The 12,048-nt window shown below is 59.3% G+C and carries 10 protein-coding genes and 1 tRNA gene; 4 read left to right on the top strand and 7 right to left on the bottom strand.

Going from position 1 to position 12,048, the window contains the following annotated elements:
* Window positions 1–231: 231 nt before the first annotated feature.
* Together ABIB80_RS19035 and ABIB80_RS19030 are read left to right on the top strand one after the other, a co-directional pair.
* Window positions 232–1,557, top strand: coding sequence for an NAD(P)/FAD-dependent oxidoreductase (locus ABIB80_RS19035; RefSeq protein ID WP_007601123.1), 1,326 nt, complete (start codon window positions 232–234; stop codon window positions 1,555–1,557).
* 115 nt (window positions 1,558–1,672) lie between these two features.
* Window positions 1,673–2,149 (top strand): Lrp/AsnC family transcriptional regulator, encoded by a 477-nt coding sequence (locus ABIB80_RS19030; RefSeq protein WP_018453188.1) that lies wholly within the window; start codon window positions 1,673–1,675, stop codon window positions 2,147–2,149.
* A gap of 95 nt (window positions 2,150–2,244) precedes the next feature.
* Here the strand turns inward: ABIB80_RS19030 and ABIB80_RS19025 are convergent, their stop codons facing one another.
* The gene (locus ABIB80_RS19025) at window positions 2,245–3,618 is read right to left on the bottom strand and encodes an aspartate aminotransferase family protein (protein WP_007601121.1); all 1,374 of its coding nucleotides are present in this window, start codon (window positions 3,616–3,618) and stop codon (window positions 2,245–2,247) included.
* A 314-nt stretch (window positions 3,619–3,932) separates the two neighbouring features.
* Here ABIB80_RS19025 and ABIB80_RS19020 point away from each other — a divergent pair, with 314 nt between their 5' ends.
* Window positions 3,933–4,622, top strand: coding sequence for a haloacid dehalogenase type II (locus ABIB80_RS19020; protein ID WP_007601119.1), 690 nt, complete (start codon window positions 3,933–3,935; stop codon window positions 4,620–4,622).
* A 239-nt stretch (window positions 4,623–4,861) separates the two neighbouring features.
* On the opposite strand, the gene ABIB80_RS19015 is transcribed toward ABIB80_RS19020, so the two are convergent.
* The 3 genes from ABIB80_RS19015 to ABIB80_RS19005 form a co-directional block, all read right to left on the bottom strand.
* Window positions 4,862–6,319, bottom strand: coding sequence for an NAD-dependent succinate-semialdehyde dehydrogenase (locus ABIB80_RS19015; RefSeq protein WP_007601118.1), 1,458 nt, complete (start codon window positions 6,317–6,319; stop codon window positions 4,862–4,864).
* Window positions 6,320–6,599: 280 nt separating this feature from the next.
* Complete coding sequence (locus ABIB80_RS19010) at window positions 6,600–6,956, bottom strand: cupin domain-containing protein (protein WP_007601117.1); 357 nt, start codon at window positions 6,954–6,956, stop codon at window positions 6,600–6,602.
* A gap of 14 nt (window positions 6,957–6,970) precedes the next feature.
* Window positions 6,971–7,894 carry a 2-hydroxyacid dehydrogenase gene (locus ABIB80_RS19005; RefSeq protein ID WP_007601116.1) on the bottom strand — a complete coding sequence of 308 codons (924 nt, stop codon included), beginning with the start codon at window positions 7,892–7,894 and terminating at the stop codon, window positions 6,971–6,973.
* Window positions 7,895–8,172: 278 nt separating this feature from the next.
* On the opposite strand from ABIB80_RS19005, the gene ABIB80_RS19000 reads away from it, so the two are divergent.
* The gene (locus ABIB80_RS19000; RefSeq protein WP_007601115.1) at window positions 8,173–9,051 is read left to right on the top strand and encodes a GNAT family N-acetyltransferase; all 879 of its coding nucleotides are present in this window, start codon (window positions 8,173–8,175) and stop codon (window positions 9,049–9,051) included.
* A 747-nt stretch (window positions 9,052–9,798) separates the two neighbouring features.
* Here the strand turns inward: ABIB80_RS19000 and ABIB80_RS18995 are convergent.
* The 3 genes from ABIB80_RS18995 to ABIB80_RS18985 form a co-directional block, all read right to left on the bottom strand.
* Window positions 9,799–9,874 (bottom strand) — tRNA-Lys (locus ABIB80_RS18995).
* A gap of 189 nt (window positions 9,875–10,063) precedes the next feature.
* The gene (locus tag ABIB80_RS18990; protein WP_219684611.1) at window positions 10,064–10,699 is read right to left on the bottom strand and encodes a Spy/CpxP family protein refolding chaperone; all 636 of its coding nucleotides are present in this window, start codon (window positions 10,697–10,699) and stop codon (window positions 10,064–10,066) included.
* A gap of 194 nt (window positions 10,700–10,893) precedes the next feature.
* Window positions 10,894–11,898, bottom strand: a complete 1,005-nt coding sequence (locus ABIB80_RS18985) for a TRAP transporter substrate-binding protein (RefSeq protein WP_354128132.1) — start codon at window positions 11,896–11,898, stop codon at window positions 10,894–10,896.
* Window positions 11,899–12,048 lie beyond the last annotated feature (150 nt).

Raw genomic sequence — 12,048 nt, 5'->3', positions numbered from 1 at the left:
GTCTTTTACGCACAAGCGCACTATCGTTGTGCACGGCACGGCCGCACGCGCTCAAAGCTTGATGCCCTGGTGCTTTGGCGAATGAGGTGGGCGCCAGCGACGTGTTCTCACAATAATAGCTTGAACAGAAGTCGGCAAACCGCAGAATATTCCGTCTAATCACAAATTCCCGCAGAGCACCTGCCGCGAATGCTCAGCTACGATAGGTCAAACGCCGGGAGTCCTCGCTTCATGAGTGCGCCGCTCATCCATATTGAATCAAGCCCGTCTCTGCCTCAAGAGGCTGACGTCGTCGTCATTGGCGGCGGCGTGGTGGGCGTGTTCACGGCGTACTATCTCGCCCGCCGCGGCGTTAAGGTCGCCTTGCTCGAAAAGGGGCGTGTCGCCGCCGAGCAGTCCAGTCGCAATTGGGGATGGTGTCGTCAACAGAATCGCGACGCGCGCGAGCTACCGATTGCCACCAAGAGTCTCGATCTTTGGGAGACAGTAGCACAGGAGACCGGGGAAGACACGGGGTTCCGCCGCTGCGGGCTTCTCTATCTGTCGAATGACGAAAATGAGCTGACCGGCTGGGCGAAGTGGCGCGATTTTGCAAAGACGGTCGGCGTTACGACACAGATGTTGAGCACGAACGAAGCGAGCGAGAGAGGCAAAGCGACGGGCCGCAAATGGAAAGGCGGCGTATTCTCTCCAACCGACGGAACGGCAGACCCTTCGAAGGCTGTGCCCGTGGTCGCGCGTGCGATCATGACGGCTGGCGGCACGGTGCACCAGCACTGCGCCGCTCGCGGCATAGAGCTCCGTGCCGGCCGGGTGAGCGGCGTAGTGACCGAAACAGGCACAATCCGGACCAACACGGTGGTCATGGCAGGAGGGGCCTGGGCCTCTTCGTTCTGCAACCAGCTCGGCATTCGCTTCCCGCAGGCGTCCGTGCGCCAGTCCATTCTCGCCGTGGCTCCTGGCGCAGCCGGCCTGCCTGATGCCCTGCACACCGCACTCGTGTCGCTTACGCGACGTAGCAACGGCGGATACACTGCGGCGATCGGCGGGCGTGCGCGCGTCGATCCAACGCCGCAGCAATTCAGGTTCGCTCGCGAATTCGTGCCTATGTTCGCGCGACGCTGGCGCAGTCTCGCCCCTGGAGCATTCGAGGGCATGCGCCAAGGTCATGAATCCTTGGCGAAGTGGGCGCTCGATGAGACGACCCCGATGGAGCTGAACCGGACACTTAGTCCCCGTCCCGACATGCGGCAGATTCGGCTGACACATCAACGAGCTTGCGAATTGCTGCCTGAACTCCGTCGCGTCGCAATCTCCAATGTCTGGGCCGGTTATATTGACAGCACACCGGATGGCGTTCCCGCAATCGGTGAGGTGGGGGCGATTCCAGGCTTTATCCTCGCGGCAGGGTTCAGCGGCCACGGTTTCGGGATTGGCCCCGGCGCGGGGCACCTAATCGCCGACATCATTACGGGTACTGCGCCGATCGTCGACCCGCGTCCATACAGGCCGGAGCGGCTGAAAACGGGTGCCTGGGGCAAGGTCGCCGAGTTCTGAAAAGCAATCTCGCCGCCCGGTGGGAAAGGAAGCTGGTTGGTGCTATGACAGTGCGTATGACGCTGAAGCCTCAAAGCCTTGACGCCGCTATGGCTCCCATCTCATGGCATTGCTTATGAAGCTCGATAAGATCGACATCAGGATTTTATGCGAACTGCAGAAGAACGGGCGGACTTCCAACGTCGAGCTCGCAGAGCTTATAAACCTTTCCCCGAGCCCCTGCCTGATGCGCGTCAAGAGACTCCAGACGGAGGGCTTCATCACCGGCTATTCCGCCCAGATCGACGTCTCCAAGCTCGGACAAACTCTGACTGTGTTCGCCGAGATCACGCTCAAAAATCATCGCCAGATCGATTTCGCGCGCTTTCTCACGACTATCGAAAAGATAGATTCAGTCGTCGAATGCCATCTGGTTTCGGGCGGATATGACTACCTCGTGAAGTTTATCACAGCGGGAATCAGCGAATATCAGGCGCTGATGGAACGTCTCGTCGAGATGGATATCGGAATCGACAAATACTTCAGTTTTGTCGTGCTGAAGTCCCCGATCGTGAAATCCCATCTGCCTCTCGAAAGCATATTCAATAGCTGAAGAACAATCCTCCACCTCGGGGGGCATGGACAGATCGTCGCGTCGCGCTACGGCTCAGGCTTTTGCTGGCCTCGGAATGACAGGCGCAGTGATCATCATTTCATCGCCGCGCGGACGTCGCTGTCTTCGAGGGTTTGGTCGAGCGTCATGCGAGTTCGTTCGATGATGCCGTCGATGTCCCCATCCGTGCAGCAGAGCGGGGGCGCAAAACCCAGCACGCCCTGGGCAAAGGCGCGGATGACGAGACCGTTGTCCCATGCGCGGTCGAAGATGCGGCGCGCCGCGTCGGCTTCCGCCGGCAGGGGCGTCTTGCGCTCCTTGTCCGTGACGAGCTCGATTGCGGCCAGCATGCCGCGACCACGGACATCGCCGACAAGTGGATGATCTGCAAGCGCGCGAAGGCCCTCCATCAGGCGGTGCCCGGCCTTCCGGCCGTTTGCCAACAAGCCGCTTTCGTAAAGATCCAGGCACGCGAGTCCGACCGCTGCACTGACGGGATGTGCGGAATAGGTGTAGCCGTGGCCGACCGCCGTCCTGCCGGCTCCGTCCGCAATCGTATTGTAGACGCGGTCGGACATGAAAACGGCTCCCATCGGCACATAGCCCGACGTCAGACCCTTTGCGGTGGTCATGAAATCCGGCACGACGTCGTCTTCTTCGCATGCGAAAAATGGGCCGACACGACCAAAGCCAGTGATGACCTCATCGGCAACGAACAAAATATCGTTCTCCCGGCAAACAGCGTGCATGGCTTTCAGCCAAGACGGCGGTGGCACGAGGACACCCCCTGATCCCTGAATTGGCTCGACGTAAAAAGCCGCAACGCGGTCTGCGCCCAGTTCGGCGATCTTGGCTCGCAGGGCCGCAACCGACGCAGCAATGATAGCCTGAGGATGGGAACCGACAGGATTACGATAGGCATAGTGCGACGGAATTTTGTGCTGCCAGCTATAAGGTACCCCAAAGCCCGCATGAAAGGAGGGGATCGCGGTCAAGCCGGACCCTGCCGTCGACGATCCATGGTAGCCATGCTCGACGGAAATGAACTGATCCTTCTGCGGCGTACCCTTGGCATGATAATAGTACCGAATAAATCGGATCGTGCTGTCGACGGCATCGGAGCCACCCAGCGTGAAGTAAACATGGTTCAAATCGCCAGGCGCTAATTCGGCCAACCTGGCGGCCAGCCGGATGGCTGGATCGGAGCCCAACCCGAAATAGCCCGTCGCATAGGGCAGTTCGCGCAGTTGTCTCGTGGCTGCATCAACGATGCTGTCTTGTCCGTACCCGGCATTGACACACCACAGGCCGGCGAAGCCGTCGAGCAATTGATGGCCCGAGACGTCGGTCAGCGTCGCGCCCTTCGCCGATCTTAACACCCGCACACCCAAGGCCTCGTGAGTGCGATAGGATGAGACCGGGTGAACCAGATGCGCACGATCCAGCTCGATCAGCGAATTGCTCAACATGTCGTCCTCCATATCAACCCGAAGGCAGATTAGGATATCCAGGACGGCAGTTCCTCCCAAGCCGCGCCCGGATCGCAGGAGTTTTGACTTTCGTTGGTGATCGATGCCGCAGCTTATGCCGGAGCAGGCCCGGCGCATGACGGTGCTGCTCAACGCGAGCGGTTGCTTGGCGCAACTCTCTGCCAAAGCTTCGATCCGGTACGACACAATCTGCTTCCGGCTTCAGCGAAAGCGGCGCTTTATCTTACGAGATGCTCCTTATGATGCTTGTCGTACCGGCGCGCGGTGCCGAGAAGATTGGAGGATTCCACGTCATGACCAAGTTCCGACCGAAATATATCACTTTCGATTGCTATGGCACGCTGACGAATTTCGACATGGCCGGTGCGGCAAGGCGAGTCTACGGCTCCCGGCTTTCTGCCACGACGATGGCAAGTTTCATCAAGGATTTCGCTGCCTATCGCCTGGACGAGGTTCTTGGCGCGTGGAAGTCATACTTCGAGGTCGTGCATAATTCGGTAGAGCGCGCGTGCAAGCGCAACGGTGTCGTATTTCGGCCGGAGGATGCCCAGCGCATCAATGAAGAGATCCACACATGGGGTCCACATCCCGACGTCCCGGCCGGTCTGGCCAAAGTCGCCACGGAGTTACCGCTGGTGATCCTGTCGAACTCCATGAAGAACCTCATCATGTCGAACGTCGAAAAGCTCGGCGCGCCCTTCCACATGATCATCACGGCCGAGGAGACCGGCGCCTACAAGCCGCACATGAAGGGCTTCGAGTACATGCTCGACAAGCTGGGCTGCGGCCCGGAAGATATTACCCACGTCTCCTCGTCCTTCCGGTACGACCTGATGACGGCCTACGACCTGGGCATCAAGAGCAAGGTGTGGGTGAACCGCGGTCACGAGCCCGCGAACCCCTTCTATGAATACACTGAGGTCGCGGACATCGGCGGGCTCGCCGCCGCAGTCGGCTTGGAGCCCCTTCGAAGAAGCGCGTGAAGGCGTATCCTTTTCGGGCTCTTTCGCGGCACGTAGACCTTCGAAAATTTCAGTAGAGACTGTTGCGTGATGAATAAAGGGGGCGGTTCAACCGCCCCCTTTTTCTGTGTTTGAACTACTCATCCGACAGAATTGTGTTACTTCGCTGTTGAGGCATCATGCTGTTTATCGCGCGGACGCGGTCCGCCGCAAAATCGAAGAACCCTTCGATTCCTCTCCTGAAACCAGGAATCGTCCCCTTATTCCAATCCGCCGACATGAAGCGTTTTGATCTCGAGATATTCATCTATCCCGAGCTGGGATCCTTCGCGCCCCAGCCCCGATTGTTTTACGCCGCCGAAAGGCGCGACCTCGGTCGAGATCAGGCCGGTGTTCAGGCCTACCATGCCGAATTCCAGCGCCTCGGCAACGCGCCATGAGCGCTTGAGGCTTTCCGTATAGAAATAGGCGGCAAGACCGAAGGGCGTGCCGTTCGCGATCGCGATCGCTTCGTCCTCCGTCTTGAAGCGGAAAAGCGGCGCGACTGGTCCGAACGTCTCTTCTGAGGCCAAGAGCATGTCAGCCGTTGCCTCACCGAGCACGACGGGGCGGGCATATTGCCTACCTTCCGGCATATATTCGCTCTGCGAGATGATCCTCGCGCCCTTGTCCAGAGCGTCTGTGATGTGCCGCTTGATCTTTTCTATCGCCGCGCCATTGATCATTGGTCCGATTTCGACGCCTTCTTCGGTGCCGGCCCCGACCTTCATTTTCGCAACCCGTCTGGCCAGCTTTTCTGCAAAGGCATCGTAAATGCCCGATTGTACCAAAATGCGATTGCAGCAAACGCAGGTCTGTCCACCATTACGAAACTTCGACGCAATCGCGCCCTCAACGGCCCGGTCGAGATCGGCATCATCAAAGACGATGAACGGCGCGTTGCCGCCGAGCTCGAGGCTGAGCTTCTTGATGTTGTCGGCGGCGCCTTTCATCAGCAATGCGCCGACGCGAGTCGACCCGGTAAACGAGATCTTGCGAACAGTTTCATTGGCCATCAATTCCTGGCCGATTTCCGCGGGCATGCCAGTCACTATATTAATGACGCCCGCCGGGATCCCTGCCTGCTCCGCAAGTACGCCGATCGCGAGTGCCGAAAACGGCGTAAATTCAGATGGCTTGATGACCACGGTGCAGCCCGCAGCAAGCGCAGGTGCCACCTTGCGCGTGATCATGGCGCTGGGAAAGTTCCAGGGCGTGATAATCCCGCAGACGCCGACCGGCTCTTTCAGCACCAGAATGCGGCGATCGGCAGTAGGTGACGGGATGGTCGATCCGTTGATCCGGCGAGCCTCTTCCGCAAACCATTTTACGAAGGATGCCCCATAGCGGATTTCTCCGAGCGATTCAGCAAGCGGTTTGCCCTGTTCCAAAGTCAGCAAGAGCGCCAGATCCTGCTCATGCTGCCGCATGAGCTCATACCAACGCTCCAAAAGTGCCGCGCGTTCTGCGTGAGTAGTCTTCTTCCAACGTTTGAACGCATCAGCCGCAGCGTTGATTGCAGCCGCAGTCTCGTCACGCCCCATGTCGGGGATAGTGCCAAGGACGTTCTGGCTGGCAGGATCGATGACATCAACGGTCGATTTCGCGTTCGCATCCCGCCAGTTGCCGCCGATCAACGCCTGCTGGCGAAACAGATCCTTGTCCTTCAATGCGATCATCTTCTTTTCCCTTCGGGGCCAACCCCGCCATCACAGCGATGCGTAATCGGCTCATGTTCCTTGTCCACGAGCGAGTCTGCTCGACGTGAGTTCGACAAGCACGCTGTTGGATTTGCCATCGGTGAGATCGAATCTTCTCATCCGAGCAATACAGGATCGAACGCCGCATTTTTCATCGAGAATTAAGCGCCTGGCGGCGTTGAATCGCATAAGACGCGACTCGAAAAGCCGATTATTCTGGCAGCGCGCCTATATTAGGAGCGCACTTCGAGCTTTGTGCTCAGTCATAAGCGCAGACGTAGATCTTTCGCACGGTCTCGATCGTGCGCCAGATGCCGACAAAGCCCGGCTTCATCACAAAGCTGTCGCCGGCGCGGTAAGTCTTCGTCTCACCACCCTTTTCCTCAATTTCGATGAGACCCGAGATGATGTGGCAGAACTCGTAAGTGGTGCCCTTAATGGAATGGGTCTCGCCGGGCGTTGCTTCCCAGACGCCGGTCAGCACCTTCTCGGCTTTGGAGGCGTCCTGCGCCCAGGTCTTGAAGGATGGATTGCCCGAAATGAGCCGTTCCGGAACAGGCAAGGCGTTCTTTGGTGCGAAGTCCGGATCGGGATCGATAGAAATCAGAAGGGACATGACATCATCCTTGGTTAATAGCCGAGTGTTCGATCGACAAGCCCGATCGGATTTTTTCCAGCGCGGTGGCGCCGGATGTTTTCTACGACGGATTGTGCCGCCGAATGCGGTTGCGTCACGGATGCGATGTGCGGAGTTATCATCACCTTCGGGTGCGACCAGAGCGCATGGCCTTCCGGCAGCGGCTCGGGGTCGGTGACATCGAGCATAGCTGCTGCAAGGCGGCCGCCGTCGAGCGCCTCGATGAGTGCGGCCTGGTCGAGCTGCGGGCCGCGGCCGACATGCAGCAGTCGCGCTCCCATCGGCAAAAACGAGAAGAGTTTTGAGTTCAGGAGGCCGCGGGTTTGCTCCGTCAGGGGCAGAAGACAGACGAGAATATCCGTTCCTCTCAGGAAACTGCCCAGCTGATCGTCGCCATGAAAGCAGGTGACGCCCTCGACCACATTTTTGCTGCGGCTCCATGCGGCAAGGGGAAATCCAAAGGGCTTGAGGCGATCGATTGCCGCTTGCGCCAGCATCCCAACGCCCAGGAAACCCACGCGGCGTTCGGTCGCCTGTGGGGTGACAAGATCTTGCCACCTGCCCCTTCTCTGCTGCTCCCGATATGCGAGCATCTCGCGATGGAGCGCCAGCACGCCGAGCACGACGTATTCCTGCATCATGCGTATGATGCCATCCTCGACCATACGCACCAGCATCACATGGTCGGGTATGATCTCGGGCACGAACTGGTCGACTCCGGCACCGATGGAAAAGAGCACCTCCAAATTGCGATAACGCGAGACGTCGTCCGGCACTTTCCAGGTCAGCAGATACCGCACCTTTTCCGGGTCGATGCTTTTCCTCCCCTGGTAGAATTCCAGATCGGGGAGCTCGCGCGCAAATATCTGGCGGAATATTGCGCCCCGAGCGGCATCGGAATTGAAAAGAAACCCCATCGAGGGACCCTTCGTGTCACGCGGCGAGATGCTCAATGACTTGTTGGCGCGCAGCGACCTCGCCGGACATCTACAGCCTAGCGGCAAGCAGAAGCTTTCTCTGCCGAATCTCGGTGCGCTATATGCCGAACATTTCGAACACTTGTACCAAAACAGGTGAAACCTGCTGGCCTTCCGTGCAATGCTGCGGCAAACACGTTTGCTGTCGCAACTGGGCAGCAGGTTCATAAAGCACGCCAAGCCATAGACTTTGGCATTCCGCGAAGGAATGAACTGAGATGGGACGATCCGTACGCCTGAAGTCCTTCGAATTGGTCGCGCGCGACATTCGAGACGTTGATGTGAAGCTGCTCCACGCGCTCTCGATTGCGGTCGGCTGGCCGCATCGGCCAAAGGACTGGGATTTCCTGCGCCGCGCCGGTCAAGGCATCGTCGCTGTTGACGGCATCGGGCGCGTTTTCGGAAGCGCAATGTGGTTCCCGCACGGACGCGAATTCGCCACCATCGGCCTGGTACTCACATCGCCGCGCACCCAAGCACAAGGTACCGGCCGATGGCTTATGGAACAGGTATTCGAACGGTGTGGGGATCGGAATCTTACCCTGAACTCGACCGATGCTGCCTATCATCTTTATCTGTCGCTGGGCTTCACCAAGGAAGCGGTCGTGTATCAGTGGCAGGGAGAGGTCGTATCACCCCTTCCACCGATATCAGTTCTGGATGGCGAATTGAGATCGGCGTCAGCCGAAACACTCAATGAGATTGCAGCGCTGGATGAGCGTGCGTTCGGCACGAGCCGCCGGGAGCTGCTTGCTCTGCTTTCGGAAGGTGCGTCAATCTGTGTACTGCGCCGCGACGGCAAGACAGTCGGCTACTCCATGAAGCGCGAGTTCGGGCGTGGTCACGTGATCGGTCCCATTGTCGCCAGCAATGATTATGACGCGATCCATCTCACGGCCGTGCATCTTAAGGATCTCACCGGCCGTTTCGCCCGCGTCGATACTCGGGAGCAGACGGGCCTATTTGCTGATTATCTTCAGCAGAGCCGCCTCGCTATAAGCGAGACGGTCACAACCATGTCCAAGGGACGGCGATTCCTGAACCGAAAGGAAAACGAGCCGTGGGTCTACGGATTGGCCGCTCACGCGTTGAGCTGAGCTGAGAAGCAAATCGTTGATCGGCGCTGGTTTCCGACGCCGGTGCTCGCCCTTATTCTACAGGCAACGGCTTGGCGCCGATTCACGGAAATGGTTGAGGTCACTAATGTGCTCTCGCCAATTTGGCCATATAGGCTCAACAAAATAGCCGTCGTTTTTGCCGATGTCGCCTCGACCTGAAGAAGCTGACGAGGGTCTCCGCCGGAAAGAGACTCGCCGGCAACGTCCTTAAGCGCGCGAACGTACAAAATTGTAGGTTTGCCCTCATTAATGGATATGGCATTCTCGAGGTTCGTAGGTAGAGCAAAACCCACTGTTTGACCTGTGGCAGGAAAAATGGGCCGAAGCCTCGGCGGACCACCGGACCGGGGAGCGTCGCGAAGCGCCCCCGATAGATTCACATCGGGGAGGCGCAACAGCCGATACCGACCTTCGCTTCAGGTGCAAACCGAAGCTCCGCGCCTTCTACTGGACATTCATACCGAAGCGCGCAGACCATCGTGAAGCACTGCCGCGCCCGCAATGCGGCTCGCGCCGATTTCGGTATCGATAGGCTTGAATTGCAGGTGCTGAAGGAAGGTATGAAGAGCTGAACGCAGACCGGTAGATTTCGTGTTACAGGTGGAGGGGCTTCGGTCCTAATTATCCGACTCGTCGCACGGCGCGCGACCATCAAAAGCGTCGCACGAGACCCGGCTTGTTCTGCGGAGGAATTTAAAAAAGCCCTTGCGGGCCAATATCTTAGAGTGGTGGGCGCACCAGGGCTCGAACCTGGGACCCGCTGATTAAGAGTCAGCTGCTCTACCAACTGAGCTATGCGCCCGAAAGGCGGTTAAAGCCTTGCGAGGCCGGTCGTTTAGCAAAGCGATCCGGGTCTGGCAAGCGATGGCACGTAAGTTTTCCAAGGCTATGACAAGGGTATGCCAAGGGCGTGCCCACATCCCCCAAAAAAGCGAAAAGCCGCTGGATTCCAGCGGCTTCGCCAGGGTTGAGCGGGGCCACCCTTGCAGGCTCAGAGCCGGCCCTCGCGGTCCCCGTCCGGGCCGCCGTCGCGGTCGAAACGGTCACGGTGGAAGTGGTCCATACCGCGCTCCATCATGCGGTCCATGCCACGCTCCATGAAGTGGCGGCGCGGGCCGTCTTCGCCGCCTCCGAACGGGCCGCGGTGGCGGGTCAGCACGGCGAGGCGCCGCTTCTGGCCCTCGTCCAGAGTCTTGTAGAGCGGATCGGCGGCATCGGCGATCTTCTTCAGGGCCGCCGACGTCGCCCCCATGTCCTCGGCGCGCTGGCGCAGGCGGGCGACCGGATCTTCCGGCCTGTCGGCATCCTTGTTGGCGTCCTTATTGGCGTCCTTGCCGGCATCGCCGGGACCGGCATTCATCCGCGCATTCGCGCGGTCCATGCGCAGCTTGGCGAAGTCGCGCACGGCGGCCTCGACCGGCGGCCACAGCTTCTCCTGATCGGCGTTGAGCTTCAGCCCGGCATGGACGGCGGCGATCCGCGCGTCGACCATGGCGGCGCGGTCTTCCGGGTTCATGCGGATGTGGCGCATGTGCTCGTGCATCCACGGGCGATGATAGTGGGCATAGACCGCGCCCGAGCCGGCGATGCTGAGCACGGCGATGGCGGCGATGGTGAATTTCCTCATGCGAACTCTCCTCTGGAAGGATGCCATGAGGATGGGCGCAGCGCGGCTTACGCGCAACTTACAACTTGGACAGGGAGCGCGTTCTTTCGAAGATGTAACGCTCCTGAATTTTAGTTCAGTCGCAATCGGAAATCATTCGCAACAAAAGGGGCTTCCGCGCCCGGCACGGAAGCCCCATTCATGGTCCGTTCAAATCAGTTCGTCGTGCTCTTCGCTTCCTTCTGGAACTCGTCGATCAACGGTTGGCCGATGCGGCCTGCGGCGTCCTTGTAGACCGGCTCCATGGCCTTACGCATCGCCTCATCCTGCTCCGGCGTGAGCTTGATGATCTCGCTCTTGCCGCTCTTCCTGATCTCGGCGAGCGCGTCCTCGTTCTCCTTCTGCGACTGCGTATTGTTGAAGTCGGTCGCTTCCTTCATCGCCTTCGTCAGCTGGTCGCGGATGTCGGCCGGCAGATCGTCCCAGAACTTCTTGTTCACGATCACGACGTAGCCGATGTAGCCGTGATTGCTCTCGGTGATGTACTTCTGCACCTCATGCATCTTCTGGGTATAGATGTTCGACCAGGTGTTCTCCTGCCCGTCGACGACGCCGGTCTGGAGCGCCTGGTAGACTTCGCCGAACGCCATCACCTGCGGCAGCGAGCCGAGCGCCTTGAACTGGGCCTGGAGCACGCGCGAGGACTGGATGCGGAACTTGACGCCCTGATAGTCGGCCGGCGTCACCAGCTTCTTGTTGGCGCTCATCTCCTTGAAGCCGTTGTCCCAATAGGCAAGGCCGGTGATACCCTTCGGTTCGAGCAGCTTGAGCAACCTGGCACCGAGCGGACCTTCCGTCACCTTCCGCAGCGTCTTCAGATCGGGGAGGATGTAGGGCAGATCGAATACCTCGAACTCGCGGATGCCGAGCGGGCCGAACTTGGAGTTGGACGGCGCCAGCATCTGCACGCTGCCGAGTTGGAGCGCCTCGAGCTCTTCCTTGTCCTTGTAGAGCGTCGAGTTCGGGTAGATCTCAACCTTGACCTTGCCGCCGGTATACTTCTCGGCGAGCTCCTTGAATTTCTCCGACGCCTTGCCCTTCGGCGTGTCGGTGGCCACCACGTGGCTGAACTTGATGATGATAGGCGCTTGGGCCGACGCCGGCCCGGTCAAGCCAAGTGCCAGGACCGCCATGGACGCAGCGATCGCGAAGGTGCGCATAATCTCTCCCTGTTGTTGTTTGGGCCACCCGGCGCGCGGGCGGCCGATCCTATACCGGTTGCATCAATAGCGGCTGGAAGGCGGAGCCGCTATTGGCCCTTAGCAGGGCAGCTATTCGCCGCCACATGCAGAGTCATTCCGGGGAGGTCC

This window comes from Bradyrhizobium sp. i1.15.2 (assembly GCF_040548425.1).
Taxonomy (GTDB): Bacteria; Pseudomonadota; Alphaproteobacteria; order Rhizobiales; family Xanthobacteraceae; genus Bradyrhizobium; species Bradyrhizobium canariense.
The sequence above is the reverse complement of the archived record's forward strand: the minus strand, read 5'-3'. Positions and strand labels throughout refer to the sequence as shown.

Coding starts and splice junctions, on each gene's coding strand:
- ABIB80_RS19000 (WP_007601115.1), top strand. CDS start 8,173: ATGGGACGATCCGTACGCCTGAAGTCCTTCGAATTGGTCGCGCGCGAC.
- ABIB80_RS18990 (WP_219684611.1), bottom strand. CDS start 10,699: ATGAGGAAATTCACCATCGCCGCCATCGCCGTGCTCAGCATCGCCGGC.
- ABIB80_RS18985 (WP_354128132.1), bottom strand. CDS start 11,898: ATGCGCACCTTCGCGATCGCTGCGTCCATGGCGGTCCTGGCACTTGGC.
- ABIB80_RS19025 (WP_007601121.1), bottom strand. CDS start 3,618: ATGTTGAGCAATTCGCTGATCGAGCTGGATCGTGCGCATCTGGTTCAC.
- ABIB80_RS19030 (WP_018453188.1), top strand. CDS start 1,673: ATGAAGCTCGATAAGATCGACATCAGGATTTTATGCGAACTGCAGAAG.
- ABIB80_RS19005 (WP_007601116.1), bottom strand. CDS start 7,894: ATGGGGTTTCTTTTCAATTCCGATGCCGCTCGGGGCGCAATATTCCGC.
- ABIB80_RS19035 (WP_007601123.1), top strand. CDS start 232: ATGAGTGCGCCGCTCATCCATATTGAATCAAGCCCGTCTCTGCCTCAA.
- ABIB80_RS19020 (WP_007601119.1), top strand. CDS start 3,933: ATGACCAAGTTCCGACCGAAATATATCACTTTCGATTGCTATGGCACG.
- ABIB80_RS19015 (WP_007601118.1), bottom strand. CDS start 6,319: ATGATCGCATTGAAGGACAAGGATCTGTTTCGCCAGCAGGCGTTGATC.
- ABIB80_RS19010 (WP_007601117.1), bottom strand. CDS start 6,956: ATGTCCCTTCTGATTTCTATCGATCCCGATCCGGACTTCGCACCAAAG.